Origin of the sequence: Nakamurella sp. (genome assembly GCF_044224575.1) — a bacterium.
Lineage (GTDB): Bacteria > Actinomycetota > Actinomycetes > Mycobacteriales > Nakamurellaceae > Nakamurella.
Genome location: NZ_JBGAKE010000004.1, coordinates 190811 through 216906, shown reverse-complemented (window position 1 = coordinate 216906; position 26096 = coordinate 190811). Strand labels below are relative to the sequence as shown.

Annotated in this window: 31 protein-coding genes and 1 riboswitch; of the genes, 18 read left to right on the top strand and 13 right to left on the bottom strand. The window is 70.5% G+C overall.

Annotated elements, in window-relative coordinates; all coding sequences use genetic code 11:
- Positions 1-24: 24 nt before the first annotated feature.
- Entirely contained in the window at positions 25-747 is a 723-nt protein-coding gene (locus ACILSK_RS06670) for a sirohydrochlorin chelatase (protein ID WP_395726357.1), read from the top strand.
- Positions 748-762: 15 nt separating this feature from the next.
- On the opposite strand, the gene ACILSK_RS06665 is transcribed toward ACILSK_RS06670, so the two are convergent.
- The gene (locus ACILSK_RS06665; protein WP_395726356.1) at positions 763-957 is read right to left on the bottom strand and encodes a hypothetical protein; all 195 of its coding nucleotides are present in this window, start codon (positions 955-957) and stop codon (positions 763-765) included.
- Positions 958-1102: 145 nt separating this feature from the next.
- Positions 1103-1993, bottom strand: a complete 891-nt coding sequence (locus tag ACILSK_RS06660) for a DNA-3-methyladenine glycosylase 2 (protein WP_395726355.1) — start codon at positions 1991-1993, stop codon at positions 1103-1105.
- Between the two features lie 18 nt (positions 1994-2011).
- On the opposite strand from ACILSK_RS06660, the gene ACILSK_RS06655 reads away from it, so the two are divergent.
- On the top strand, positions 2012-2632 hold the full coding sequence (locus ACILSK_RS06655) for a class I SAM-dependent DNA methyltransferase (RefSeq protein ID WP_395726354.1): 621 nt from the start codon (positions 2012-2014) through the stop codon (positions 2630-2632).
- A gap of 3 nt (positions 2633-2635) precedes the next feature.
- Here ACILSK_RS06655 and ACILSK_RS06650 read toward each other — a convergent pair whose 3' ends face one another.
- Positions 2636-3229 carry a TetR/AcrR family transcriptional regulator gene (locus tag ACILSK_RS06650; RefSeq protein WP_395726353.1) on the bottom strand — a complete coding sequence of 198 codons (594 nt, stop codon included), beginning with the start codon at positions 3227-3229 and terminating at the stop codon, positions 2636-2638.
- A gap of 67 nt (positions 3230-3296) precedes the next feature.
- Between ACILSK_RS06650 and ACILSK_RS06645 the strand changes: the two genes are divergently transcribed.
- From ACILSK_RS06645 to ACILSK_RS06635, 3 genes are all read left to right on the top strand, one after another.
- Positions 3297-3878, top strand: coding sequence for a hypothetical protein (locus ACILSK_RS06645; protein WP_395726352.1), 582 nt, complete (start codon positions 3297-3299; stop codon positions 3876-3878).
- A 6-nt stretch (positions 3879-3884) separates the two neighbouring features.
- Entirely contained in the window at positions 3885-4964 is a 1080-nt protein-coding gene (ychF, locus tag ACILSK_RS06640) for a redox-regulated ATPase YchF (RefSeq protein ID WP_395726351.1), read from the top strand.
- Between the two features lie 270 nt (positions 4965-5234).
- Positions 5235-5465, top strand: coding sequence for a hypothetical protein (locus ACILSK_RS06635; protein WP_395726350.1), 231 nt, complete (start codon positions 5235-5237; stop codon positions 5463-5465).
- Positions 5466-5639: 174 nt separating this feature from the next.
- On the opposite strand, the gene ACILSK_RS06630 is transcribed toward ACILSK_RS06635, so the two are convergent.
- Positions 5640-6725 carry a PAS domain S-box protein gene (locus ACILSK_RS06630; RefSeq protein WP_395726349.1) on the bottom strand — a complete coding sequence of 362 codons (1086 nt, stop codon included), beginning with the start codon at positions 6723-6725 and terminating at the stop codon, positions 5640-5642.
- A gap of 120 nt (positions 6726-6845) precedes the next feature.
- Here ACILSK_RS06630 and ACILSK_RS06625 point away from each other — a divergent pair, with 120 nt between their 5' ends.
- Positions 6846-7325, top strand: coding sequence for an NUDIX domain-containing protein (locus ACILSK_RS06625; protein ID WP_395726348.1), 480 nt, complete (start codon positions 6846-6848; stop codon positions 7323-7325).
- 57 nt (positions 7326-7382) lie between these two features.
- On the opposite strand, the gene ACILSK_RS06620 is transcribed toward ACILSK_RS06625, so the two are convergent.
- Together ACILSK_RS06620 and ACILSK_RS06615 are read right to left on the bottom strand one after the other, a co-directional pair.
- Positions 7383-8396 (bottom strand): sulfite exporter TauE/SafE family protein, encoded by a 1014-nt coding sequence (locus ACILSK_RS06620; protein WP_395726347.1) that lies wholly within the window; start codon positions 8394-8396, stop codon positions 7383-7385.
- A 291-nt stretch (positions 8397-8687) separates the two neighbouring features.
- The gene (locus ACILSK_RS06615; RefSeq protein ID WP_395726346.1) at positions 8688-9026 is read right to left on the bottom strand and encodes a cupin domain-containing protein; all 339 of its coding nucleotides are present in this window, start codon (positions 9024-9026) and stop codon (positions 8688-8690) included.
- Positions 9027-9165: 139 nt separating this feature from the next.
- Here ACILSK_RS06615 and ACILSK_RS06610 point away from each other — a divergent pair, with 139 nt between their 5' ends.
- Entirely contained in the window at positions 9166-10026 is an 861-nt protein-coding gene (locus tag ACILSK_RS06610; RefSeq protein ID WP_395726345.1) for a metallophosphoesterase, read from the top strand.
- Positions 10027-10084: 58 nt separating this feature from the next.
- On the opposite strand, the gene ACILSK_RS06605 is transcribed toward ACILSK_RS06610, so the two are convergent.
- Positions 10085-10600 (bottom strand): DUF1453 domain-containing protein, encoded by a 516-nt coding sequence (locus ACILSK_RS06605; RefSeq protein ID WP_395726344.1) that lies wholly within the window; start codon positions 10598-10600, stop codon positions 10085-10087.
- A 216-nt stretch (positions 10601-10816) separates the two neighbouring features.
- On the opposite strand from ACILSK_RS06605, the gene ald reads away from it, so the two are divergent.
- The 3 genes from ald (at position 10817) to ACILSK_RS06590 (ending at position 13472) form a co-directional block, all read left to right on the top strand.
- Positions 10817-11935, top strand: coding sequence for an alanine dehydrogenase (gene ald / locus ACILSK_RS06600; RefSeq protein ID WP_395726343.1), 1119 nt, complete (start codon positions 10817-10819; stop codon positions 11933-11935).
- Between the two features lie 330 nt (positions 11936-12265).
- Positions 12266-12757, top strand: coding sequence for a beta-class carbonic anhydrase (locus tag ACILSK_RS06595; protein ID WP_395726342.1), 492 nt, complete (start codon positions 12266-12268; stop codon positions 12755-12757).
- Between the two features lie 205 nt (positions 12758-12962).
- A complete protein-coding gene (locus ACILSK_RS06590; protein ID WP_395726341.1) occupies positions 12963-13472 on the top strand; it encodes a DUF4395 domain-containing protein in 510 nt (169 codons plus the stop codon).
- A 315-nt stretch (positions 13473-13787) separates the two neighbouring features.
- On the opposite strand, the gene ACILSK_RS06585 is transcribed toward ACILSK_RS06590, so the two are convergent.
- Positions 13788-14930, bottom strand: coding sequence for a glutamate--cysteine ligase (locus ACILSK_RS06585; RefSeq protein WP_395726340.1), 1143 nt, complete (start codon positions 14928-14930; stop codon positions 13788-13790).
- A 182-nt stretch (positions 14931-15112) separates the two neighbouring features.
- Between ACILSK_RS06585 and ACILSK_RS06580 the strand changes: the two genes are divergently transcribed.
- Both ACILSK_RS06580 and ACILSK_RS06575 read left to right on the top strand, forming a co-directional pair.
- On the top strand, positions 15113-16018 hold the full coding sequence (locus tag ACILSK_RS06580) for an NADP-dependent oxidoreductase (protein ID WP_395726339.1): 906 nt from the start codon (positions 15113-15115) through the stop codon (positions 16016-16018).
- Between the two features lie 87 nt (positions 16019-16105).
- On the top strand, positions 16106-17131 hold the full coding sequence (locus ACILSK_RS06575; RefSeq protein WP_395726338.1) for an LLM class flavin-dependent oxidoreductase: 1026 nt from the start codon (positions 16106-16108) through the stop codon (positions 17129-17131).
- A gap of 24 nt (positions 17132-17155) precedes the next feature.
- Here the strand turns inward: ACILSK_RS06575 and ACILSK_RS06570 are convergent, their stop codons facing one another.
- The 4 genes from ACILSK_RS06570 to ACILSK_RS06555 form a co-directional block, all read right to left on the bottom strand.
- Entirely contained in the window at positions 17156-17509 is a 354-nt protein-coding gene (locus ACILSK_RS06570) for a TraR/DksA family transcriptional regulator (RefSeq protein ID WP_395726337.1), read from the bottom strand.
- Complete coding sequence (locus ACILSK_RS06565) at positions 17506-17961, bottom strand: hypothetical protein (protein ID WP_395726336.1); 456 nt, start codon at positions 17959-17961, stop codon at positions 17506-17508. Before ACILSK_RS06565 ends, ACILSK_RS06570 begins: the two co-directional genes overlap by 4 nt.
- Complete coding sequence (locus ACILSK_RS06560) at positions 17958-18155, bottom strand: hypothetical protein (RefSeq protein WP_395726335.1); 198 nt, start codon at positions 18153-18155, stop codon at positions 17958-17960. The genes ACILSK_RS06565 and ACILSK_RS06560 overlap by 4 nt, the downstream gene beginning before the upstream one ends.
- A 171-nt stretch (positions 18156-18326) precedes the next feature.
- The gene (locus ACILSK_RS06555; RefSeq protein ID WP_395726334.1) at positions 18327-18716 is read right to left on the bottom strand and encodes an ArsR/SmtB family transcription factor; all 390 of its coding nucleotides are present in this window, start codon (positions 18714-18716) and stop codon (positions 18327-18329) included.
- A 102-nt stretch (positions 18717-18818) separates the two neighbouring features.
- Between ACILSK_RS06555 and ACILSK_RS06550 the strand changes: the two genes are divergently transcribed.
- Positions 18819-20057, top strand: a complete 1239-nt coding sequence (locus ACILSK_RS06550; RefSeq protein ID WP_395726333.1) for an MFS transporter — start codon at positions 18819-18821, stop codon at positions 20055-20057.
- Positions 20058-20076: 19 nt separating this feature from the next.
- Here the strand turns inward: ACILSK_RS06550 and ACILSK_RS06545 are convergent, their stop codons facing one another.
- Positions 20077-20520, bottom strand: a complete 444-nt coding sequence (locus tag ACILSK_RS06545) for a PASTA domain-containing protein (RefSeq protein WP_395726332.1) — start codon at positions 20518-20520, stop codon at positions 20077-20079.
- Between the two features lie 280 nt (positions 20521-20800).
- On the opposite strand from ACILSK_RS06545, the gene ACILSK_RS06540 reads away from it, so the two are divergent.
- The 5 genes from ACILSK_RS06540 (at position 20801) to ACILSK_RS06520 (ending at position 26046) form a co-directional block, all read left to right on the top strand.
- Positions 20801-22054: a mannosyltransferase gene (locus tag ACILSK_RS06540; protein ID WP_395726331.1), complete on the top strand. Its 1254-nt coding sequence runs from the start codon at positions 20801-20803 to the stop codon at positions 22052-22054.
- 15 nt (positions 22055-22069) lie between these two features.
- Positions 22070-22178: riboswitch (TPP riboswitch) on the top strand.
- Positions 22179-22316: 138 nt separating this feature from the next.
- The gene (locus ACILSK_RS06535) at positions 22317-23192 is read left to right on the top strand and encodes a (deoxy)nucleoside triphosphate pyrophosphohydrolase (RefSeq protein WP_395726330.1); all 876 of its coding nucleotides are present in this window, start codon (positions 22317-22319) and stop codon (positions 23190-23192) included.
- Positions 23193-23289: 97 nt separating this feature from the next.
- Positions 23290-24306 (top strand): ABC transporter substrate-binding protein, encoded by a 1017-nt coding sequence (locus ACILSK_RS06530; protein ID WP_395726329.1) that lies wholly within the window; start codon positions 23290-23292, stop codon positions 24304-24306.
- 16 nt (positions 24307-24322) lie between these two features.
- A complete protein-coding gene (locus ACILSK_RS06525; RefSeq protein WP_395726328.1) occupies positions 24323-25246 on the top strand; it encodes an amino acid ABC transporter permease in 924 nt (307 codons plus the stop codon).
- Complete coding sequence (locus ACILSK_RS06520) at positions 25243-26046, top strand: amino acid ABC transporter ATP-binding protein (protein ID WP_395726327.1); 804 nt, start codon at positions 25243-25245, stop codon at positions 26044-26046. The genes ACILSK_RS06525 and ACILSK_RS06520 overlap by 4 nt, the downstream gene beginning before the upstream one ends.
- Positions 26047-26096: the final 50 nt, after the last annotated feature.

Sequence of the window (26096 nt, the reverse complement as noted above, 5' to 3'; positions counted from 1 at the left end):
GCTTTCCCGTCCTAGCCTGTTCGAGTGACCGTTCGTCCTCTTCCTCCGCTGATCGGGTTGGCGCACGGCAGCCGGGACCCTCGGGCCGCCGTCGTCATCGGTCAGGTGATGGACGCGGTCGCCGTGATGAAACCGGGCCTGCGGGCGATCCCGGCGTTTCTCGATCTGTCCGAGCCCGACCTTTGCTCCGCGATCGCGGCCGCCCGGGCCGCCGCGGACTTCGACACCGCCATCGTGGTGCCCCTGCTGTTCACCGACGCGTTCCACGCGACCGTGGACGTGCCGACCGCAGTCGGGAACGCCCAACTCGACACCGGCGTGGCGCTCCGGCTGGCCGGAATCCTGGGCATGGGCGAGGAAGTCTTGCTCGCCCTGGAGGAGTCGGCCGCGCGCGCCCACATCGCCGCCCACGAAGCGATCCTGCTGTATGCCGTGGGTTCCAGCCGCGACTCGGCCAATGCCGCCGTGCACGACCTGGCCCGCCGGTGGAGCGAACGCCGGCTGGGGCCCGTCTGGGCCGGGTTCGGCACCGTCGGCTCGCCGTCGGCGGCCGAGGTCCTCGACCGCGCCACCGAGGAGGGCCGGCGGATCGGAGTGGTGCCCCTGTTCCTGGCGCCGGGATTGCTGCTCGATCAGGTCACCCGATCGGCAGCGCAGATTGGGGCCGAGGTCGCGGCGCCGCTGGGCACGGCCCTGGGCGAACTGGTGCTCATGCGTTACCTGGAGGCGCTCGCCACCTCGCCGTGAGCGGAAGGCCCGCCGTTACAGGGCGGTGACGATGATGAAGATCAGCACGATGACCAGCACCGCGGCGATGCCGATCCAGATCCAGAACTGAACCTTGGGCCGCGCCTCGACCTCGGCGCCGATCCACTCGAGTTCCTCGCCGGCGGATCGATGGTGCTCTTCAGCCGGCTTCTCGTCGTCCGCCTGATTGCCGTCCGGGGTGGTCGTCACGCAGCGGAGTCTAGTCGGCCGGGCCGAGGCGGCCTCCACTCCACTCCGAGCGACTCCACGTCAGCGGGACCATGCGTGGAGTCGGCCCGGCCGGGATGGGTACGGCCGGTCGATCGACCGCGCGGGCCGACCACGGCCGGTCCCATCAGCCGGCCGCGGCCCACAGGTGCATCCCGGCATACGACCGGAACGGCCGCCACTCCAGTCCACGGGCGGCCAGGTCCTTCGCCTCCGCCGGCAGGCCGAGGGCGGCCGCGCCGCGGCGGATGGCCAGGTCGTCCACCAGCAGTACGTCGTGGTCGCCGAGCACCCGCATCGCCACGTAGTCGGCCGTCCACGGGCCGATGCCGGGTAGCGCCAGCACCGCAGAGCGGCTGCGTGGATCGGCTGGGTCCAGGGTCACGGTGCCGTCGGCCAGGGCCGTCGCGGCGGTGACGATGGCCTGGGCGCGCGCCCGGGGTCCGGCGAAGGCCATCGGTCCGAGGGCGGCGATTCTCGCCGGTTCCGGGAACAGGTGGGTGAGGCCGTCGATCGGCCGGGGCAGCCGGTCGTCCGCCATCGCGACGAGCCGGGTGGCCGCGGTTCGGGCGCCGGCCACCGAGACCTGCTGGCCGAGCATCGCCTTGACCAGCGTCTCCTGCGGGTCGGTCGTGCCGGGAACCCGCAGGCCGGGACGCTGCCGCACCGACGCCCGCAGGCTCGGGTCGGCGTGCAGCATCCGGTCGACGGCGGCGCCGTCGGTGTCCAGATCCAGCAGGTGCCGGCAGCGGTCGACGGCCGCCTCGAACTGCGCCGCGAATCGGATCGTGGCGTGGACGGCCGGCGGGTCCGCCGGACCGGGCAGGCGCAGATGGATCGTGCCGACCTCCGCGTCCTCGCCCGAGCCGATCCGCAGTGCCCGGGCGTACTCCCGCCCACGGACGTACTCCACCCCGGGCACCGATCGCCGGCCCAGGAAGGCCAGCAGGTCGTCGGCGGCGAATGGGCCGGTGACGGGCAGGTCGAGGACAACCGGGTCGGGCGGGGCGAGGCTCATCCGTGCCATCATGCGCCGGTGACCGATCAGCCAGCACCGCCGACCCGCTGGGAGCTGACCGTCGTCGGCGAGAAGTGGGACTGGTACGTCGACCGGTTCGACCGGCAGTACCGCGAGGGCGCCGATCTGGAGGGCGAGGCGCGGTTCATCGACATGATGGCCGCCCGGGGGTCCACGATCCTGGACGGCGGCTGCGGCACCGGCCGGGTCTCCGGTGCGCTGCACCGGATGGGGCACCAGGTGATCGGCGTCGACCGGGACGCCGGGCTGATCGACATCGCCCGTTCCCGGTATCCGGGACCTACTCTCCTGGTCTCGGACCTGCTGCGGGTGCCGGCGGCGCTGGGCACGGCGGAACTGCCGCGTTCGTTCGACATCATCGCGCTGCCGGGCAACGTCATGGTCTATCTGGCGCCCGGCACGGAGCGGGACGTGCTGCGGGTGCTCGCCGGCCTACTGGTGCCGGGCGGGCGGCTGGTCACCGGCTTCCACACCGACCGGGACTACCGGGTCGACGCCCTGGACACCGACGCGGTGGCGGTGGGGCTGGTCGTCGAGCATCGGTTTGCCACCTGGCACCTGGACCCCTGGCGGGACGGCGCCGACTGGGCCGTCACGGTGCTGCGCCGGCCGGCCTGATCTTCAGCCCCGCGGCTGGGGCGATGTGACGATCGCCGTCAGCTCGGCCCGCAGTTGGGTCATCGCCCAACCATCGTCCTGGGTGTCCTGGAACAGATGGAATGCCAGCCCGTCCACCAGGACGTGTAGTCGCCGGGCCGTCGCCTCGATGGCATCGTCGCCGTCCTCCGGCCGGAGGGAGCCGACCACGACCCGGCACAGCCGGCGCAGATCGTCGTAGGTCTGCCGGCGGATGCCGGCCAGGGCCGGCACCGCGGGTTCCTCCGCCACCAGGGCAAGGTTCACTGCGAACTCGATACGCCGCTCCGGGTCCAGCGGGAGTGCCTGGGCCAGAGCACTTTCGGCGAATTCGATGGGTAGGACGTCCCGGGGGAGAGACATGATGCGGCGCTCCACGTTGTGCAGCATCTGCTCGGCCGCCGCAATGACGAGCTGCTCGCGGGTGGGGAACAGATGCCGCAGTGAGCCGGCCGAGACGCCGGCGGTCGCGGCCACCTCGCGGATGGACACGGCGCCGATGCCCTTGCTCGTGACCACCTGCCAGAGGGCCTGGGCGAGCTCCTCCCGTCGCTGATCGTGATCGATGAGCCGGGGCACGAGCTCATTCTATGTCAGCACGACTGTGTTACTTTAACTAGCACAGTCGTGCTGACAAGGAGGCGCAATGATCTACTCGGTGATCCTGGCCTGCGAGATCGGTTTCTGGGTCGCGATCGTGCTCGGGCTGGCGGCGCGGTACCTGCTCCGGCGTCCGGTGCTCGGCGCGGCCCTGCTCGTCATGGCACCCGTCCTGGATCTGGTGCTGCTGGTGGCCACCGCGCTGCACCTGCGATCCGGGGCGGAACCGGGGGCGGCGCACGCCCTGGCGGCGATCTACCTCGGGTTCTCCATCGCCTACGGGCACGCAATGATCAGCTGGGCCGACGTGCGGTTCGCGCACCGGTTCGCCGGTGGACCGGCTCCGGTGAAGCGGTACGGCGTTGCCCAGACCCGCGCCAGCTGGCTCGATGTGGGCCGGACCGGGCTGGCCGCCCTCATCGCCGTGGCCGTCATGGCCGGCCTCGCGTGGTTCGCCGGTGTCTCGTTCGATCCGTTCGTGTCCACCGTGCAGCTGTTGGGTCTGATCCTGGCCATCGAGGTCGCGGTGGCGGTCTGCGACACCGTCTCGCCCCGGAAGCCGCCGGCGGTGATCGCCGGCACCGCACGTCGGGGACGGTCGGAGGATCGGGCGGCAACCGTAGACTGACGCCTCGTGAGTCTGACCCTCGGCATCGTCGGCCTGCCCAACGTGGGCAAGTCCACCGTGTTCAACGCCCTGACCAAGGCCAACGTGCTGGCCGCGAACTACCCGTTCGCGACGATCGAGCCGAACGTCGGGGTCGTGCCGATCCCCGATCCGCGGCTGGACCGGCTCGCCGAGGTCTTCGGGTCGGTCAAGACGGTGCCGGCCGTTGTCTCGTTCGTGGACATCGCCGGCATCGTCAAGGGCGCGAGCGAGGGGGCCGGGCTCGGCAACAAGTTCCTGGCCAACATTCGTGAGGCCGACGCGATCTGCCAGGTGGTCCGGGTCTTCGCCGACGACGACGTGGTGCACGTCGACGGCCGGGTCGACCCGCTGTCGGACATCGAGACGATCAACACCGAGCTGATCCTGGCTGACCTGCAGACGCTGGAGAAGGCGATCCCGCGGCTGGAGAAGGAGGCCCGCAACGCCAAGGACCGGGCGCCGGTGCTGGCCGCGGCCAAGGCGGCCAACGAGGTCCTGAACGACGGCCGGACGCTGTTCTCCGTCCGGGACAAGCTGGATCTGGCGCTGCTGCGGGAACTCTCGCTGCTGACCGCGAAGCCGTTCCTGTACGTGTTCAACGCCGACGAGGCGGTGCTGACCGACGAGGCGAAACGGGCCGAGCTGGCCGCCGCGGTCGCGCCGGCGGATGCGGTGTTCCTGGACGCGAAGGTCGAGCACGAGCTGCTGGAACTCGACGAGGAGTCCGCGCGGGAGCTGCTGGAGTCGGTCGGGCAGTCCGAGCCGGGCCTGCATGCGTTGGCGCGAGCGGGTTTCCACACCCTGGGCCTGCAGACCTACCTGACCGCCGGCCCGAAGGAAGCCCGGGCCTGGACCATCCACAAGGGCGACACCGCCCCCCAGGCTGCCGGTGTCATCCACACCGACTTCGAGCGCGGCTTCATCAAGGCCGAGATCGTGTCCTTCGACGATTTGATGACTGCCCGCTCGATGGCCGCGGCCAAGGCCGCCGGGCGGGTGCGGATGGAGGGTAAGGACTACGTGATGGCCGACGGCGACGTGGTCGAGTTCCGCTTCAACGTTTGACCGCGTGTCGCACCGTTCACCGGGCGGACCGACTCCGGCCAGTTCGTCGTCGCGGTGGTAGTCAGTTTCATCGTCCAGGTCGACGGTTGGCTTCGTGACATCTTGGCGCTGCCGTGATGCGCGGTCGGCATGAGGTTGCGTGGCAATTCGAGGATGGGGCAGCGGGAGTGGTCTGCCGTTGCCGCGCCAGCGTCGACCTGGACCCGCAGCTGATCGAGCGCGCCATCACCCCGCACGGGGAGTGCTCGCGGCATCACCGGTGATGCGGACATGCGCACCACCGTGGATCTCCCGCCAGCCGTGCATCGACGCGCACTCGATATCGCCACACGCACGGGACGGTCGCTGTCGGCCGTGGTGGCCGATCTGACCGTTCGCGGGCAGAGTCAACTCGACGTGCCGGTCACCATCGCCACCGATGAACGGTCCGGATTCCCGGTGATCAGTGTCGGTCGTCGGGTGACGTCGGAACAGGTCACGGCCGCGCTGGACGAGGAGTGACGACCTACCTTTTGGATGCCAACGTGCTCATCGCGCTCACGGTGGCCGAACACGAACACCATGGGCGAACGTCAACCTGGTCGGCCGGAATCGAACGGTTTGCCGTGTGCCCGGTGGTCGAGGGCGCGTTGGTGCGGTTCCTGATCCGCATCGGCGAAAGCGTCCGGGTGATCGTTAGGACGCCAACCGGTCCAGCTGCTGCTCGCGCTCGATCCGATCGGTGACGTCGAGCTGGTGGCCGATGTAGTGGGTGACCCGACCGGCCGCGTTCCGCACCGGTGAGAGGTGGAATTCGTTCCAGAACGCCCGACCGTCACGGCGGTAGTTCAGGATCAACGAGTCAACGGCCCGACCGTCGGCGATGGCGGCCCGGATCGCCGCCCGCTCCTGCGGGTCATGCTGACCGGCTTGCAGGAACCGGCAGTTGCGGCCGAGAACGTCGGCCGCCGGGTACCCGGTGAGCCGTTCGAAGGCGTGGTTGGCGTACACGAGCGGCTGGTCGGGCGCGGTCACATCGGCGACGGTGATGGCCACCGAGGCGTCCTGCGCGGCCCGGGTCAGGATCCCGGGCAGCAGCGCCGGCGGGATGAGGCTGGCTGCGGCGGCGACCTCCACGGCGGGCACGGTCCGACCGGACGGCATCGCCTTCGGACTGCCGAGGTCGGTGAAGACCGTCGCCAGCCGCTGACGCAACGGGCGCTCGGGGTGGGCCGACGACAACCGGACGATCAGTTCCCCGGACAGGTCTCGCAGCTTGCGGTTGCTGTGCGACGAGTGCCACGTGAGCAGCGCGAACGCCTGCTCGGCGTCGACGTCGAAGGCGGCCATCACGATGCCCTTCGCCTGGTCGATCTCGCTGCGGGTCGCCGCCGAGGCGCGGACCGCCGTCCCGATCTCGACGTCGGTGACGGTGCGGAGCTGATGGCTCAGGTCGGCGACGACGCCCGTCACCGACACCACCCGGCCGTGGTCGCAGTGCGCGGTGAATGTGGTGGTGGCGGGCCGCTCGCTGCGGTCGGCCGTCACCAGCCGGTGGGCGACCACCTGCGGAAGCCCGGTCTCCAGGCACCGCTGCACACCGGCCTGCCACCGGGCCTGGTCGGCCGGGTGGAGGTGCGAGGTCACCATCATCGCGGTCAGCACCACGTCGCCCGGGGTGAAGCCCAACACGGATGCCAACTCCTCCGACCCGACGAATCGGGCGGTGCCCGCGTCCAGGACGAACGAACCAAATGCCACCCGCTCAGCAGGCTGGTCCATCTGCACGAACAGTCACGCTCCAGCACTCTTGGCACTGTTGGACCGGCACGCTGCTCGACCGGTACGCCACCCAGGGTAGGCGGTGCCCGGTCATGATCGGGTCGTCAGGGGATCGGCAGAATGCTGCACACTGTGCCGGTGCAGGGTGACGGGAACGGGTGGGCCCGGTGCGGGCTGGGTCACCGGCACTGGGGTCGATTCGGCGCGGCCGGTCTGCTGCTCGTCCGGCCCGTCACCGTCGAGTTCCAGGTGCTGCTGCAGCATCGCGCCGTCTGGACCAGCGACGGCGACACCTGGGGGGTGCCCGGCGGTGCCCGGGACAGCCATGAGACGTCGGTTCAGGCAGCCCTGCGGGAGGCCGCCGAGGAGGCCGGGATCGTCGCCGACGACGTCGAGGTCGCCGGCCTGTGGCACGACGACCATGACGGCTGGGAATACGTGACCGTGGTGGCGTCCGCGCTGGCCGAGATCATTCTCGAGCCGAACGCCGAGAGCGCCGACCTACGCTGGGTCGAGCTGGACGAGGTCGAGAACCTCCATCTCCACTCCGGTTTCGCCAAGACCTGGCCCCGGGTGCGGGAGACGTACCTATCCCGTTGACGACGAACGGCGCACCCGGATTCAGCGGGCGCGCCGTCCGTCGCTCGGGGTGTGCCGTCAGATCGTGGCCGGGCGCCCGTCCGGGTCGTCGCCGGTGGCTTGGGTCTCGTCGGGCGCACCTTCGGCCGCACCGGGACCGCCGACCAGGATCAACTCGGCCTCCCGCGCCTCGAACTCGCGGTGCAGTGCGTCGGCGGACTCGGCCGCCTTGTCCTTGACGTACTGGTGCACCGAGTAGGCGATCGCGGCGGCCCAGACGACCAGGATCGGCCCGTAGAACAGCCACTGCACCGTGCTGGACGCCTCGATCCAGTCCGACCGCAGCAGGCTCCGGGTGTTGGTCAGGATGATCATGCCGCCGACCAGGGAGCCGAGCAGTCGCGGCGGAACGTGCCGCACCAGGTAGGCCGCCACCGGAGCGGCGGCCACACCGCCGAGCAGGATGGCGCCGGCCCACGCCCAGTTGATGCCCTGCGAACCCAGGCTGAGCAGAAAGCCGAGGCTGGCGGCCAGGGCGACCAGGAACTCGCTGGTGTCGATGGAGCCGATCACCTTGCGCGGCTCGATCCGGCCGCTGGCCAGCAGCGCCGGGGTGCCGACCGGCCCCCAACCGCCGCCGCCGGTGGCGTCGACGAAGCCGGCGAACAGGCCCAGCGGACCGAGAAACCGCTTGCGCAAAGGCTTGCCGAGGTTGCCCTTGGGTAACCCGAAGGTGGTGAACCGGACCAGGATGTAGACGCCGAGGGTCAGCAGGATGATTGCCATGATCGGGGCGGCGATCTCGGTGGACAGGTTCGACAGCACAGTGGCGCCGACGAAGGCGCCGATCGCGCCCGGGATGCCGATCTTGGCGACGACCTTCCAGTCGACGTTGCCGAACTTCCAGTGCGAGGCGCCGGAGACCAGGGTGGTGCCGATCTCGGCCAGGTGGACAGTGGCGGACGCGGCCGCGGGGTTGGTGCCGATGGCCAGCAGCAGGGTCGTCGTGGTGACGCCGTAGGCCATGCCGAGGCTGCCGTCGACGAGTTGGGCCACGAATCCGACGACTGCGATCAACAAAAGGGTGGGCATTGCGGACTCCAGATGAACGGGTACGAAGGAGGGGCCCGCGGTTCATGGAGTCGTCGGCTCGATCGTGCCGTCGCCGTCCTTCATGAACGCGGGGAGCGTTCCAGGTGCGCGGTGGCGGCGACGGTGCCGCGGGTCGTCAGCGACCCGGACAGGCGGCGGAGGTCACGCGGCCGAGGTCGACAGCCCGGCGGCTGACGAGCGGGACGCGTGCAGTCATGCGGAGTTTCTTACCATTCGTTCCGGCCCGATCCAAGCCCGCACCCCGGACGGCCCAGAGCGGTGGGCCGGCCGTTACGGCCGGTCGAGCTTGGCCACGCTCAGTAGGATGACCGCGTCCTCCAAGGACAGCAGGGAGTGACGGGTCGGTGGGACCAGGAGCAGATCGCCCTGCCGGCCTTCCCACTGGTGCCCGTCGGCGTCGAGCCGAACCCGGCCGGACAACACCTGGATGGTGGCCTCACCGGGGTTCTCATGTTCGGCCAGCGCCGAACCGGCGGTCAGCGCGATGAGCGTCTGCCGCAGCACCCGCTCGTGACCACCCCAGACGGTCTTCGCGCTCCGGCCGCTGCCGGCGACGCGCGCCTGTTCGAGCTGGGTCCGGGCCAACGCGGTCAACGACAGTTTCTGCACGCGTCCAGTGTGAACCGCGAGCGGGTTGCCGTCGATCCGGCGTCGTCGCGGTGACCACCGTTTCCCCGGACGGTCGACACGAACGATCCATTCGGACGTCTCCGCAGGTCTGACCAATCGGCCGTGATGCACTGACCGGATGCCCGCACCGTCAGGCCCCGGCTGGGGACGCGTCGCGGTCTTCGGCGACGTGGGCGGTCAACGGCACGCGCTGGCCGACCGGCTGGTCGCGCTGGGCGCCGACCCGGACACGTTCGCCCTCCCGCCGGACCTCACCGTGGTGCAGGTGGGCGATCTGATGCATCGCGGTCCCGACTCGCCGGGCGTCATCGATCTGGTCGATCGGGTGATGAGTGAGCAGCCGACTCAGTGGGTGCAGCTGGTCGGCAACCACGAGGCGCTGTATCTGGGCCTACCCCAGTTCCACTGGCCCGAGCGGCTGCCGGGGTCGTCCCAGGAGGTGATCAACCGGTGGTGGGGGACGGCCAAGCTCCGCCTGGCCGCCGCGATCGAGGTCGACGGCCAGGACGCGCAGTGGCTCGTCACCCACGCCGGACTGACGCAAGGCTTTTGGCGACACTTCCTCGGCATGCCGGGCAGCGGCGTGGATGCGGCGCTCTCGCTGAACCGGCTGGTCGGCAGCCTGCACGAGAAGTGGCTGTTTCGGCCGGGCGTCATGGTCACCGAAGCGATCGACCTGTCGGCCGGACCGATGTGGGCCTCGGCGCCCGATGAGCTGATCCCGTCCTGGCGGGAGGCGGCCCTGCAGATGCCGTTCCAGCAGGCGCACGGGCACAGTTCGCTGATCGACTGGGCGACCGGCCGCCATCTCGGGCTGGCCGACCGGGTCGGGCCGTTCACCGCGGATCCGGCGCTCCGGCACACCACGTCGGAGGTCGGTGACCGGCGAATCGTCGGGATCGACCCCGGGCACGGCCGGCGTCCCGCGCCGACCTGGGGTCCGCTGGTGCTGGACGACGCGCGGGTGGTCGCGCGCTGACCGTCCTCGTCAGGCCGCCAGTGTGCAGAAGGTGCCCCTTCCACACTCGCCGTGCGGGTCAGCCGACCGACTCCTTCGAGGCGGACCGGTCGGCGGCCACCGGGTCCTTGTCCGAGGCGCGGGCGCCCAGCGGCTTGGCCCGGTTCCAGATGATCTGCGCCTGGAAGGCCACCATCAGCGCGATCATCAGCAGCACCTCGCCGAAGCCGCCGCCGTCGCTCAGACCCAGGAAGTAGGCGGCCGTGCCCATCGCGAACTTGGCCAGCACCAGCAGCAGGAACAACGAGATGGTGAACGCGGTGCCCTGGCTGTAGACCCGACCGTCCTGTGCCCACACGCGGGTGTACTTGCCGCGGACGAGGCCGACCCCGATGCTCAGCAGCAGGCCCACGACCAGGAAGCCGATTTCGAACGGCTGATCCGGCAGGTTCAGCCCGCCCATGACCAGGCCGACGATCGCGTAGATGATGGCCAGCTTGAACCGGCTCTCGCCGATCACCTCGTGCCGCTTGGTCTGCATGTAGATCGCGTACGCCATCATCGCAATCAGGATGGCGATCTGGGTCAGGGTCATCGGGGGCTCCTCGGGTCTGTCTCTTGTTCCTCGTTCTTGCTGATGACGACGTTATGAGGGCGGCTGAGCAGAAACATCCGCCATCATGCGGATATGTGGGAGCGCTTCCATCCGGCCACCCGGGATGGAGTCGTCGGGGCGCGCCGAGGACGCGGTGAAACTACGCTGGCAAGCGTCCGGGGATCGTCACCACGAACGCCCGAGGGGGGACCGGCCATGTCCGCACTGGTCGTCGGAGTGCCGTCGGAGATCAAGGACAACGAGAACCGCGTCGCCATGCAGCCCGACGGGGTGTACGAACTGACACACAGCGGCCACCCGGTGCTGGTGCAGGCGGGGGCCGGGCTGGGATCCAGGTTCTCCGATGCCGACTTCGCCCGCGCCGGGGCGACGATCGTGCCCACCGCGGACGACGTCTTCGCCGGGGCCGATCTGATCGTCAAGGTCAAGGAGCCGATCCCGGCGGAATACCACCGCTTCCGCGAGGGCCAGCAGCTGTTCACCTACCTGCACCTGGCCGCCGACCGGGGGCTCACCGAGTTCCTGCTCGAACGATCGATCGACAGCATCGCCTACGAGACCGTGCAGACCCCGGACGGCCGGCTGCCGCTGCTGGCCCCGATGAGCGAGGTCGCCGGCCGGCTCGCGGTCCAGGCGGCCGCCCATCACCTGGAAAGCCCGGCCGGTGGCGCGGGGATCCTGATCGGCGGGGTGCCCGGAACTCCGGCCGCGCGGGTGACGATCATCGGCGGCGGGGTGGCCGGGACCGAGGCGACGAAGATCGCCGTGGGCATGCGCGGCATCGTCCGGGTGTTCGACACCAACCCGTCGCGGCTGGCGTACCTGTCCGACATCTTCGGCGGCCGGGTCGACCTGGTGACGCCGAATCGGGCGCGCATGGCGGCGTACATCGCCGAGTCCGACGTGCTGATCGGTGCCGTGCTGGTGCCCGGGGCCAAGGCGCCCAAGTTGGTCTCCCGGGAGATGATCGCGTCGATGCGGCCGGGCAGCGTGGCCGTGGACATCGCCATCGATCAGGGCGGCTGCTTCGAGACCAGCCGGGCCACCACGCATTCCGACCCGACCTACCTCGAGGAGGGGGTGGTGCACTACTGCGTGGCCAACATCCCCGGCGCGGTCGCCCGGACCTCGACGCTGGCCCTGACGTCCGCGACGCTGCCGTATCTCGTGAAGGTCGCCGGCCTCGGCGTGCGCGGGGCGGTGGCCGCCGACCCGGTCCTCGCCCACGGGCTGAGCACGCTCGGCGGGGCATTGACCAGTGCGCCGGTCGCCGCCGCCCACGGTCTCCCGTACGCCGACCCCGCCCGGCACTGACCGGCCGAGCCGGCGTCGAGCACCGAAGAAGGCTCTGGAATCAAGCCGGCGACGATGACGCCGAATTGCTGAAGGCCCTCCCGGGCTGATCACCCACCCGGGGTGGGCGGGGCTTGACAAGTGTGCGCACGGTGACGACAGTCGTGGTCGTGTCGGGTGACCTGGGCGCGTCGAGGGATCCGCGCCGCGTGCTCGTTCGCCGGCGTGCGGTCGACCATATGCGGGTCTGCACCGCCATCTGTCGCTAGTTGAATGCCTCGGCCGCGCCGGGGCGTCCGGTGATCTGAGCGCACCTTCCTCCACCCAACCCATCGAAAGGTCCCTGCCGCCATGTCCGTCACCGATGAACTGCTGTCCAACGCCGAGCGGTACGCGGCGACCTTCGACAAGGGCGACCTGCCGCTGCCGCCCGGCCGCGGCGTGGCCGTGCTCGCCTGCATGGACGCCCGGCTGAACGTCTACGGCCTCCTCGGTCTGTCCGAGGGCGACGCCCATGTGATTCGCAACGCCGGCGGCATCGTCACCCAGGACGAGCTGCGCTCGCTGGCCATCAGCCAGCGTCTGCTCGGCACCACAGAGATCATCCTGATCCATCACACCGACTGCGGCATGCTGACTTTCACCGACGACGAGTTCCGCCGCGGCATCGAGGCGGAGACCGGGGTCAAGCCGGCGTGGGCGGCGGAGGCGTTCACCGACCTGGACGCCGACGTCCGGCAGAACATCGGCCGGATCAGGGCCGACACCGCCATCCCGGTCAAGGATTCGGTCCGCGGATTCGTCTACGACGTCAAGGACGGCTCCCTCCGCGAGGTGCACTGACCGCGCGGATCAACTCCGCCGGCGCGGCTGAACTCGTCGACTCCCGTCCCACAGTTCACATTCGAGGCAAGTTGATCCGCGCAGCCTTCCCCAGTGACGTCCGTGACGTCAGTGACTCCGGAGACGTCAGTGATGCCGGCCACCCGGGGAAGCCGAGCCCGCCGATCGACGTTGGGACTCGCGATATCAACGAAAGGCATGAGCGATGACGAACGGGCTGTTCCGGTTTCCGAACCCGGTGAATGAAAAGGTGGCCCGCACGGTCGCGGGGCTGGTGGTGGTGCTGACGGTGGCCGTGCTGGCCCTCCAAGCGGCCTGGTTGCTCTGGGCCCTGGCTCTCGGATTCTGGCTCAGAGTCCTTTTCGGGCCGCGGGTGTCGCCGTTCGCCCTGCTGGCCAGCCGGGTGATCGCGCCGCGGCTCGGGGCGCCCAAATTGGTCCCCGGCCCCCCGAAGCGGTTCGCTCAGAGCATCGGCGCCGCGCTGTCCACCGGGGCCCTGGTCGCGTACTACGTCGGCGCGTCGACGCTCTCGTGGGTGTTGGTGGGGATGATCACCATCGCGGCATTCCTGGAGTCGGTCTTCGCGATCTGCCTGGGTTGCCTGATCTTCGGCCAACTGCAGCGGATCGGGGTCATCCCGGCATCGGTCTGCGAGGCGTGCAACGACATTCGACTGCGTCCCGGCCGGCAGGCGGCCGGAGCTGCCGGCCGGTAACGGCTTCCGAGACCTTCGACCTCGTTCGACCTGTCCATCGGCCCGTCGACCGGCCGGTCCACCACCGTGAGCGTGCAGTCGATGACGTCTGCGACGTCCACGCCTCCGGTGGGTGGACGCCCGTCCCCGACGCCGCGAAGGTGGCGTCGGCCCCACCGGTGCCGCCGTGTCCGGCCAGGCCCGCGGTGATGACCATCATCCTGGTGCCGTCGGTGCAGGACCTGGGTTCCCGGCCGTACCGCGAGGCCCTCGGCCTGAAGTCGTGAGGCGCCATCCGGTGGAGAGACCAGTCTCCCCGCTCTTGGGAGACGGGCTCTAGTGGCGGCTCGGCCGGCCGTCCTCCAGCTCGCGGACCAACGACGACACGACGGCCTTGAGGCTGCCGTGGTTGGCCTGGGCGACCCGGAGCTGACGCTGGTAGCTGGCACCGTGGGCGGCGATCTGGAGGACGTCGGCCAGTTCGCTCACGCAGCCGAGGTCGGCCGCCACCGGTTCCAGCGCCGGCACCAGGGCGCGCAGGTCGTCGGTGACCAGCCGTTCGTCTCCGGCGGCGTTCTGAATGATGATGGCGTCCATGCCGTAACGAGCGGCCCGCCATTTGTTCTCGCGGACGAACCAGGGCTGGAGGGTGGGGACCGGCCGTCCGGCGTCGAGTTCGCGGGAGAAGTGCTCCACCAGGCACTGGGTGAGCGCGGCGATCGCGCCGATCTCGCTCGCGGTCGAGATCCCGTCGAAGGTGCGGACTTCGATGGTGCCCCAGCGTGGCGACGGCCGGATGTCCCAGCGGAGTTCGCTGAGCACGTCGATGACGCCGGTGTGCGTCAGATCGGCCACCAGGTGCTCGTACTCGGACCAGTTCGGCAATTGAGGCGGCAGCCCGGCGGTCGGCAGCTGCTGGAACATCAACGCCCGATTCGAGGCGTACCCGGTCGTCTCGCCGGACCAGAACGGACTGGAGGCGCTGAGCGCCTGGAAGTGCGGCAGATAGGTGAGCAGGCCGTCGATGATCGGCAGGACCTTGTCGCGGTCGTCGACCGCGACGTGCACGTGCACGCCCCAGATCATCATCTGCCGGCCCCACCAGCGGGTGCGGTCGATCAGGGTGGCGTAACGGTCGTTGCCCGGGGTGACCTGCTGCTGGAACCACTGGCTGAACGGGTGGGTGCCGGAGGACATCAACTGCACGCCCATGGGTTCGGCCAGCCGGTGGACCTGTTCCACCATCCTGGTCAGATCCGCCACGGCATTGGCCGCCTTGTGGTGCGGAGCACTGACGATCTCCACCGTGTTGGTCAGCAGCTCACCCGTGACGTGTGGGAACTCCGTCGGTGGCGCGAGCCGGGCCAGCAACTCCGGCGCGGCGGGCGACAGCTCGCCCGATCGCCGGTCGACACAAGCGATTTCCCATTCCAGCCCGAGCCGGGAACGGGTGGACCGCGCGAAGTCGATCGTGCTCATCGGGTCATTAAAGCAGCGGGCGACGCCGTTCCGGGGCCGGCGGCCGCCAGCCCATGCTCGTGGAGCGGCCGCGGGAATATCGCGTTCCCGTCCGCGGTTGCGCAGGTGCACGCGAGGGGGGACCGGGCGGCCGCCGGAGTTCGCGGCGCGCGGTCCGTCCCCACCGGGAGAGGAGATCGGACATGCCTGCAGTGGTGTTTCACGAGTTCGGCGGCCCCGAGGTACTGGGCCTGGAGGAGGTGCCGGAGGTGCATCCGGGTCCCGGCCAGGTCCGGGTGGCGGTCCGAGCCTCGAGCGTGAACCCGTTGGACTGGAAGCTGCGGGCCGGTTACCTGGCCCAGGGCAAACCCCTGGTCGATCCCGGCATCGTCGGGTTCGACGCATCCGGGGTCGTCGACGAGGTCGGCGAGGGGGTCACCGATGTGGCCGTCGGCGACGACGTGTTCGGGCTCGGCTCCGGCACCGCCGCCGATCGGGCCGTACTCGACGTCTGGGCGCTCAAGCCTCCGTCGGTCGACTGGGCCGTGGCGGCGGCCGCGGGAGTGGTCGGGGAGACCACGATCCGGGTGCTCGATCTGGTCGGCGTGGGTACGGGTGGCACGGTGCTCGTCGACGGCGGGGCCGGTGGGGTCGGCGCGGTCGTCGTGCAGGTCGCCCTGGCCCGCGGGGCCCGGGTCATCGCGACGGCCGGCCCGGACAACCAGGACTACCTGCGGGAGATCGGGGCGATTCCGGTGCAGTACGGCGACAGTCTGGCCGATCGGGTGCTCGAGATCGCCCCCGACGGGGTCGATGCGGTGGTCGACGTGGCCGGCAAGAGCGCACCGGAAGTCCTGGTCGGGCTGGTGCCCGCCGCGTCGCAGGTGGTGACCATCGCCAACTTCGCGGCCGGTGATTCGGGGATTCGGCTGACCTCGGGACGCTCGCCCCGCGCGCGGGAGGCGTTGGAGACGATCGCCGCCCTGCTGGCCGACGGAAAGTTGGTGATCAAGCTGCAGACCTTCCCGTTCGCCCGGGCGGCGGAGGCCCACCGAATCAGCGAGGGCGGGCATGTTCGTGGGAAGCTGGTGCTGGTGCCCCAGGGCTGACCGTTCGCACCCGAGAACCGTTCGGACACGGTTCGTCCCAGAACGGCCGGCAGTGGCCCGCGGGCCGGCGCGACGGAAGGAGCACCTGTGCCGAACCCGGGGATTCCGCTGCGGCGGCTGGGTTTTCTGACGATCGGGCTGTTCGATCCGGCCGATCCGGCCGCAGGCCACCGCGCGACGCTCGAGATCATCGAGCTCGGCGAGCAACTCGGATTCGATAGCGCGTGGTTGCGGCACCGGCACCTGCAGTACGGGATCTCCTCGCCCGTCGCGGTCATGGCGGCGGCCGGTCAACGGACGAGCCGGATCGAACTGGGCACCGCGGTGACCCCGCTCGGTTGGGAGAACCCGCTGCGGCTGGCCGAAGATCTCGCGACGGTCGATCTGCTGTCCGGTGGCCGGATCAACCCGGGCGTCAGCGTCGGGGTGCCGATGCAGTACGAGCATCTCAAGGCGGCGCTGTACCCGGACTCGGCGGACGTCGAGGACTTCACCTATGCCCGGGTCGAGCGCCTGCTGGGCTTTGTCGAAGGGCGCCCCGCGTCGGACTTCGCCGGCCGGCAGGGCTTTGAGGAGTTCTCCGACCGCGTGCAGCCACACTCACCGGGGTTGCGTGCCCGGATGTGGTACGGGGGCGGGAGTCTGCGATCCGCCCGGTGGGCCGGCGCGCACGCGATGAACCTGCTCTCCAGCAGCGTGGTCTTCGCCGAGCCCGACGGGCCGACCGAGTTCGCCCAGATCCAGCGGGATCAGATCCTCGCGTTCCGGGCCGCGCATCCGGCCGGATCCGCGGCCCGGGTGTCCCAGGGACTGGTGGTCATCCCGACCGATTCCGCCACCGCGGAGCAACGCGCGAAGTACGCCGCCTACGTCGACGCCCGGCACCCGCGGACCGCGGCTCCGCAGGGCCCCCGCGGGATGCTCTTCGCCCGGGACCTCATCGGTAGCAGTGCGCAGATCGCCGAGCAACTGTGGGCGCACGCCGGCTTCCGGGAGGTCGACGAGGTCGCCTTTGCCCTGCCGTTCTCGTTCGAACCGGCCGACTACGAGCAGATTCTCACCGATATCGCGACGCGGCTGGGTCCGGTTCTGGGCTGGCGCCCGACCGGGTGACTCGTGACGCGAGGTGGTTGCCGGTCACCGTTTGCCGGCGCAGGACACGCAGCGGGTGGCGGTGGGCAGAGCCTCCAGCCGCCCGGCGGCGATGCTGCCGCCGCAGCGTTCGCAGATCCCGTAGTGCCCGGCGTCGAGATTGGCCAGCGCCTGGTCGACGTCGCGGACGCGCTGCTGGGCCGCCCGGTGCATCCCGTCGATCCGGTACCACTCGCCGGACAGCGGCGAACCCTCCGGGTCGTGTTCGTCGTCGTCCGACCGGTCGGCCCGCAGCCGGCGGATCGCCAGTAGGGCCTCGTGGTGCGCCGCCAGTTCGTCCATCAGCCGCGCCCGCAGCTGCTCGAGCGCCCCGCGCGGGCCGACATCGGCGGCGGTCACCGGTTCAGTCCGCCGTCCGGTTCGCTCGCGTGCCATCCGTTCACTTCGACCGACTCTACCCCGGCCGACCCCGCGTCCGGGGGCGGATGCCAAGCGGTGGGCCGCTTCCCGCAGTTCGACCGGCGTCCGATCGCCGTCGGCGAGCGCAGATGGCGAGAGGGTTCCCCGGTGTCGGGGTCGGACGAGAAGAAACGCGCCCTGCTGGTACAGCACCCCCGCTCCGCGGGCGGCGAAGGCAGCGACCCGGTGCGGTGGCCCGAGTGCGCATAGATCCGGTGGGCCGGGGAGAGGACCCGATCGAACCAGCCGGCGTCGGCGAGCACCAGGTGCTCGACGAGAGTCTGCATCACGGTGCAGGAGTGGCCGTCGAGCCGGTTGCGCAACCGGATGACGGGTTCCGCTGCTCGGGCAGCACCGACCACCCGTTCGCCCACCCCCCGACCCAGCGTCATCTGAAAGTGTTGACCACGACCGCCCGGTCGGAGTCATGGAATGTTTGGCTGCCCCGGTCCTTGCCGGCGAAACGCATCTCCAGGTAGGGAATGTCGATCGGCAACCAGAATCCGTACTGTTCGGCAAGGTCATCGACTGCATCCAGCGGCAGCCCAAGGCGTCGGGGCCGACGTCTGGCTGTGGACCGGGACATCCCGGATCCTCGGGTCGGCATTGAGGCGGGTTCTGTCGACCTGGTGTGGTCCAACCGGGCCCGGGCGGTGACGGACGCGCTCGTCAGCGGCAGATTCACGCCGTCCCCGCGGCCGGGACGACCCGGACGCGGCTGCGGCGCACGCGGACCGCGGGGTGGTGCGTGCCTCGATCATGCGGGACGTGGCGGGGTGGCGGGGTCGGCCGGCCCGTCGGGTCCGTCAGCCGGGCCCAGGTCGCTCGTCGGAGCGGCCAGGACGGCGGCCAGCAGGCCGGGGAACCGCGCGTCGACGTCGTCCCGGCGCAGCTCGATGGTCCGCCGCCGGCCGTCGGGGATGCTCCAGATCAGGCCCGCCTCGCGCAGCGTCCGCAGGTGATGGGAGAAGGTCGACTTCGGCACGTCGCCGCCGGCCGCCTGGCACTGAGCGACCGACAGCGGTCCCTGCGCGGCCAATTGGCGGACCAGGTCGAGCCGGGTCGGATCGCTCAAAGCGAACAGCACCTGGGGCAGCGTCACGTCCGCGAGGTCCGGGTGCGGCAGGTCTCGCGCGGTCGGCGACATTTCAGTTCCACTTTCTTGGAACAATTGGCGGAGCGGCTCGGTTGCAACCGTTCGATACGACTCGAACGGTAATCGATCGGAGCCACCATGACAGCGTTGCGGATGACCACACCGGTCGCAGCGGCGAGCCCAGCCGGCCACCGTGCCCGCCGGTTCGTCCCGCTGCTGTCCCGCCCGGCGGCCTTCTGGATGGTCGGCGTCACCGTCACGACGTTGCTGGCCGCGTCGAGTGCGCCGAGCCCGCTGTATCCGGTCTACCAGGCCGAGTTCGGCTTCACCTCGGCCACCCTCACCGCGGTCTTCGCCGTGTACGTGCTGGCGCTGCTGCTGAGCCTGCTCACGGTCGGGCGGTTGTCCGACTTCGTCGGCCGGCGGCCGGTACTCGCCGTCGCGCTGGTCGTCCAGGCCGCGGCGATGGTGATCTTCCTCGGCGCCGACGGAACCGGAGCGCTCTTCGCCGCCCGGACGGTCCAGGGCCTGGCCACCGGTGCCGCGATCGGCGTCCTGGGGGCGTACCTGCTGGATCTGCAGCCGCCCGGCGGGTCACGGTTGGGTTCGTTGATCAACAGCGTCGCCGCGACCGGCGGGTTGGGTGTCGGGGCAGTCCTGGCCGGCCTATTGCTGCAGTACGGCCCGCAGCCGACCCGACTGATCTTCGAGATCTTTGTCCTGGCGTTCGTGGTCCTGGCTGCGGCCACGGCGGTGTTGCCCGAGACCGTGCGTCGGCGCCCCGTGGCCCGGGCGGCCCTCCGGCCGCGAGTGTCCGTCCCCGTTGCCGCTCGGGGCGCCTTCTGGCGGAGCACGCCCACCATGGTCTCGACCTGGATGCTGGGCGGTCTGATGCTCTCGGTCGGCGGATCTCTGCTGGCCGGTGTCTTCGGTCAGCAGAATCACGCCGTCATCGGTGCTGTGCTCGGCTCGTTCGCGGGAGCGGCCGCCCTGGCGTCCACCCTGTTGCGTCACCGGTCCCCGGAGTTCATGACCACGGCGGGCTCGGGCCTGCTGGTCGTCGGTGCCGGGGCGGTCGCGCTGGCGGTGGCCACGGCGTCGGCACCGCTGTTCGTCGTCGGCACCGTGGTGGCCGGGACCGGGTTCGGTCCCGCGTTCCTCGGCGCGTTCCGGTCGGTCAGCCAGCTCGCTGCGGATCACGAGCGGGCGGCGCTCATCTCGGCCATCTTCGTCGTCAGCTACCTGGCGTTCAGCATCCCGGCGGTGGTCGCCGGCATCCTGATCGCCGTCGTCGGGCTGGCCCCGACCACCCTGGGCTACGCGGCCCTGGTCACGGCTGTGGCCGCGGGGACGCTGCTCGACCAGCTGGCGACCCGGCGTCGGGACGGCTGACCCGCCGACGACCGCCCGCTCAGCGGTCCGCGGGCGGTCGTTCGAACCGCAACACGGTGGCGTCCGGCGAGAGTTCCTCGCGGGTCCGGCCGAGCGGGGGCAGCGCCCGTTCCAGCGCGGCCGGGGGCTCGTCGTCCATCGGTGGTCGCGCGGACAGCCGTGGCGGCAGCGGGCGCCGCGGCTCCCGGTCGCCGGAGCCGTCGCCGCCGTCCCGGCGCAGCGTCACGACCACCGTGTCGCCGCGGAACCGGGTGGCGCCGGCGGGCGGTTCCTGGGTGTCGACCACCCACCGTCCGGACATCCGCAGGGTCGCCGGGTCGGCCGGCGGGTCGGCAATGACCAGGGTGAACCCGGTGAGCTCCGCCTGGCGCTGCGCGCCGATCACGATGGCCCCCACCAGGTCGGGGATCACGATCCGGTCCGGGGCGGGATTGTCGGCGGGCGTGCGGCGGGAGCGGGCCATGCGAACCTCCGAATGACCTCGGAATGGTCGAAAATCCTGAGCCCGAAGGTACCCCCGCTGTCGTCGTTGCCCGGCCGGCTCGGCTCAGGGCAGAACGGCTTCGCCGGGCGATGGGCGCGTGTGGACAACCGCGCGGATCAAATCACCCCGGATGTGACGGGAGGGACGCGAGTCGATCAGTTCAGCCAGGCGGGCGTAGATGATCCGCGCGGGGAGGGGGCGGCCCTACGATCGGGGCGGCCCGGCGTCGTCGGGTTCGGGCCGGATGGGGAGGTCAGGCGTGCTTGGCGCCATGCAGCGGTTCGTGGCGTCGTCGTGGGCCCCCTGGGCGCTGCTCGCCCTCACCCTGGTCCTGCACGTGCTGGCCACCCTGGCCGGCACCGACGCGTTCGCCATGGTCGACCTGCGGGTGTACCTGGAAGGCGCCCAGCACCTTTTCGACGGCACCCTGTACGACTTCTTCTCCGAGCCGCTGCACCTGCCGTTCACCTATCCGACGTTCTCCGCGATCATCTTCACGCCGATGACCTGGCTGCCCTGGACGGTATTGCGAGTGCTGTGGCAGGTGGCTTCGTTCGGTGCCATCGGGTTGATCGGCTACTGCACCCTGCGCCTGCTCGGCCGGGCCGGGCCCCGGGCACCGCAGCCGATCGCGAACGTGCGCGGCATCGTCGTCACGATCACCGCGTTGGGCCTGTGGCTGGAACCGGTGCGCACCACCTTCAACTACGGGCAGATCAACCTGTTCCTGTGCGCCCTGCTGCTGGCCGGCGCGGTGGCGAGCAAGGAATGGCTGGCCGGGGCGTCGGTCGGGCTGGCCGCCGGGATCAAGCTGACGCCCGCCATCACCGGGCTGTATTACCTGCTGCAACGCCGCTGGTCGGCGGTCGTGTGGGCGGTGGTGTTCTTCGCCGGCACCATCGCCATCGGGCTGCTGCTGGTCCCGGCCGAGACGGTTCGGTTCTTCACCCAGCTCATGTTCGACCCGGCCCGCACCGGGCCGGTCTGGTCGGCGATCAACCAGTCGCTGCGCGGTGCGATCGCCCGGCTGGCCGGACAGGACCTGACCACGGTGTGGCTGGTGGCGGCGGCCGCGGCGGCGGCCCTCGGCGTCTGGGCGGCGTGGGCGTGCCTGCGCGCCGGCGACCGCACCGCCGGATTCCTGGCCGTGCAGATCACCGGACTGCTCGTCTCGCCGATCTCCTGGTCGCACCACTGGGTGTGGGTGTTGCCGCTGCTGCTGTGGTGCCTGTTCGGTCCGCGGCAACGACTCGTCCCGGTTCGGGTGCTCGCCGTCGCCTGGTTCGTTGCGACGTGCAGCTATGTGGTCAGCCTGCTGATCGCCCAGCAGTACATCGACCAGCCGGCGTCGCGGCCGGGCTGGCAATCGGGCCTCGGCACGGTCTACCCGCTGCTCGGAATCATCACATTGGTGGTGCTGGGCGTGCTGGCGGCTCGGGCGATTCCGCCATCCGGGCCAAGTTCGGACGATCCCGTCACCCCTGTGGCCGACGAGGGAGTCGGACCGGCCTGACCGGCCCCTACGATGTCAACTGACACGGGAGTCCGGTGCGCCGGGCTGAGAGCGGGACACGAAGCCCCGGACCGTCGAACCTGATCCGGGTCATGCCGGCGCAGGAACGTCCTCTCAGCCGGTCGATGCGGCCCGCCGCGGATTCCCGGTCGCCGACCGTCGGGGCTCTGTTCGGCCGGGATCGTCGACCTTTAGGGGTGGTCGACGCTCCCGGCCGGCCACGGAATCCGGTCTGCGCCCTGGGGTCGTAGGGTGTGCCGTCGTGGTGATCCCGCTCCGCGCAACAATGCTGCTCGACTCGCCGGTGGACACCGTGCGTCGAGTGCTCGGTCGAACCGACGTGTGGACCCGGACCGCGCGGGCGCTGGGCCGGCACGCTTTCGTGGCGGGGTCCGACCGCCCGCCTTTCGCGCCGCTGGGCCACGGTGACCGGATCGAGGTCCTGCCGGCCGGTCGGTCCCACGCGTTCGGCCTCGCCGTCGACCTGCGGACCGACGCGCCGGCCGGGGATCCCCGCCTGGTGGCCCCGACGCTCGACCTGGCCGCCGCAGTCGGGCCGGTCGGCGACTGTCGGGTCCAGTTGTACGTCGCCGGCACGCCGGCCGGCACGCTGGTCACCGTCGACACCCGGCTCAAGCCCGGACCTCGACGAGCACTCTTCATGGCCGCCTGGCCGATGCTCCGTCGGCGGGTGCTGCGGGCCGAACGCATCCTGCTGGGCATCGTGGCCCTGGCCGCCGATGAGGTGACCGTTGTCGTCGCCGGCGCGATCCTCCACGAGGGCCGGGTGCTGGTGGCCCGCCGGACCCGACCCGCCGACCTGGCCGGACGGTGGGAGCTGCCCGGCGGCAAGGTCGAACCGGGGGAGTCCGACGCCGCGGCGCTGGTCCGCGAGCTGCGGGAGGAGCTCGGGGTCGACGTCGAGGTTGGCCGGCGGATCGGGCCGGACGTCGACCTGGCCGATCGGAGGGTGCTCCGGTGCCTGGCCGCTCGCCCGGTCGACCCGGCGGCGTCGATCGTCCCCGACGAACACGACCAGGTGCGGTGGCTGTCCGCCGACGAACTGGACGATCTCGACTGGCTCGACGCCGACCGGGCGCTCATCCCGCCGCTACGTGACGCACTCGGTAACGATTAACCCGGTTGGAATACGCCGGACGGGGCGGGCGTGGCACTATGCGGGAACGTCAACGGCCGCTCACCTGGCCGGTTCCGTCGCTCGTCAGGAGTAAATCTTGCTGTCGCTCAAGAAGTCGCGCGTACGTTCTGCGCTGCTCGGCACCGCCGCCGTCGGAATTCTGCTGGCTACTGCCGCCTGCGGGGCGAGCACCACGCCGCCCGGTTCCACCACATCGGCCGCCGCGTCCGCCGCCGCCTCCGGGTCGGCCGCGCCGTCGGGTGGTGGCGATGTCGCCGGGGCCGAGCCGACGTCGCTGAACCTGAACCTGGCCAAGGTCGATTCGCTCAACGCGATGCTGCCGGACAAGCTCAAGCAGTCGGGCACGATCACCGTGGCGACCGACCCGACGTATGCCCCGAACGAGTTCCTGCCGGAGGGCTCGGACACGCCGACCGGCATGGGCATCGACGTGGCCAACGCCCTCGGCCAGGTGCTGGGCCTGAAGGTCACGGTCGAGCCGGCCAGCTTCGACGGCATCATCGCCGGTCTCAACGCCGGCCGGTACGACATCGGCATGTCGTCGTTCACCGACACCAAGGAACGCGAGCAGTCGGTCAACTTCGTCACCTACTTCACCGCCGGCACCTCGATCATGGTCCCGGCCGGCAACCCGAAGAACATCCAGGGTCCCACCGACCTGTGCGGGCTTCCGGTGGGCGCGCAGAACGGCACCACCCAGCTGGCTCAGCTGACCGACGCGACCGTTGATGGCTCGGTCGTCAAGGCCTGCCAGGATGCCGGCAAGGCGGCGCCGGTGGCCCAAGGCTTCCCCAAGCAGACCGACGTGAACGCGGCCCTGGTGGCCGGCCGGATCGACGCCTACATGGCCGACTCGCCGGTCGTCGACTACGCGGTCAAGATCACCGGCGACCGGTTCGAGAAGGTCGGCGGCGACGCGGGCGCAGCGCCCTACGGCATTGCGATCCCCAAGGAGCCGGCCGAGCTGACCCCGGCCCTGCAGGCGGCGATGCAGCACCTGATCGACACCGGCGCTTACACCAAGATTCTGGACAACTGGGGCCTGACCGGTGGCGCCATCACCACGTCGCAGATCAACGGCGCCATCTACTGACCGCGAGGGCCCGACCGTGACCGCGACCCAGGACCCGACGGTCCCACCCCGTGACGCGCCCGTCCCGATCACGGCCGTGCCCCTGCGCCATCCGTGGCGCTGGGTCTCGGCCGTGGTCCTGCTGGTGCTGGTGGCCATGCTGGTCAGCAGCCTGCTCACCAATCCGGCCTGGGACTGGCCGACCGTCTGGCAGTACCTGTTCTCCCCGCAGGTACTCCGCGGGCTCTGGCTGACCGTCTGGGTCACGGTCGCGGCCATGGTGATCGGCATCGTGCTCGGCGTCGTCCTGGCCGTGATGCGACTCTCGTCCAACCCGATCGTCAAGGGTGTGGCCTGGGTCTACATCTGGTTCTTCCGCGGCACCCCGGTGCTGGTCCAGATCATCTTCTGGGTGTTCCTGGGCCAGCTCTACAAATTCATCAGCCTGGGCATCCCGTTCGGGCCGCAGTTCCTGTACTTCAACACGACCGAACTGATCCCGGTGCTGGTCGGCGGGCTGCTCGCGCTGGGCCTGAATGAGGCCGCCTACATGGCCGAGATCGTGCGGGCCGGCATCTCCTCGGTCGACGCCGGGCAGACCGAGGCGGCGGAGGCCCTGGGCATGACCCGGCTCCGGGTGATGCGGCGCATCGTGCTGCCGCAGGCGATGCGCATCATCGTGCCGCCGACCGGCAACGAGACCATCTCGATGCTCAAGACCACCTCCTTGCTCTCGGTGGCCGCCATCCTCGAGCTGTTCGGCACCGCCCAGCTCATTTACGGCAGCAACTACAAGCAGATCCCGCTGCTGGTCGTCGCCTCGATCTGGTACCTCGCGTTCACCTCGGTGATGTCGGTCGGCCAGTACTTCCTGGAGAAGCGGTTCGGCCGGGGCGCCAACACGGTGGGCCGGGCCAAACAGAAGGCCAAGTTGAGTGCGCGACGGGAGGGGCCGTCATGACATCGCTGTCCAAGGATCCGGTGCCACCCGCGGCCGAGCGGGTACCGCTGGTCGTCGCCGAGCAGGTGCACAAGCGGTTCGGCAACCTTGAGGTGCTCAAAGGCATCGACATGACCGTGATGCCGGGGGAGGTGGCCTGCCTGCTCGGCCCGTCCGGGTCGGGCAAGTCCACCTTCCTGCGCTGCATCAACCACCTGGAGAAGGTCGACGGCGGGCGGCTGTCGGTCGACGGCCACCTGGTCGGCTACCGGCAGAAAGGCGACAAGCTCTACGAGCTGAAGGACTCCGAGGTCGCCCAACGCCGCCGGGAGATCGGCATGGTGTTCCAGCGATTCAACCTGTTCCCGCACATGACGGCGCTGGGGAACGTGATGGAGGCGCCGGTCCAGGTGCTGGGTCGCAAGCGCAAGCAGGCCCGGGAGGAGGCGCTGACGCTGCTGGACCGGGTCGGCCTGGCCGACCGCTGCGACCACTACCCGTCGCAGCTGTCCGGTGGGCAGCAGCAGCGGGTGGCGATCGCCCGGGCGTTGGCCATGCACCCGCAGCTGATGCTGTTCGACGAGCCGACGTCGGCGCTCGACCCCGAACTGGTCGGCGAGGTGCTCGACGTGATGCGGGACCTGGCCGAGGGCGGCATGACGATGATCGTGGTGACCCACGAGATCGGCTTCGCCCGCGAGGTCGGCGACACGCTGACCTTCATGGATCAGGGCGTGGTGATCGAGTCCGGGCCGCCCAAGGACGTCATCGCCAACCCGCAGCACCCGCGCACCCGGGATTTCCTGTCAAAGGTGCTGTAGCCCGGTCAAGGGTGCGGTCGTCCGGACGCTCCCGCCCCTAGAAGTTGATC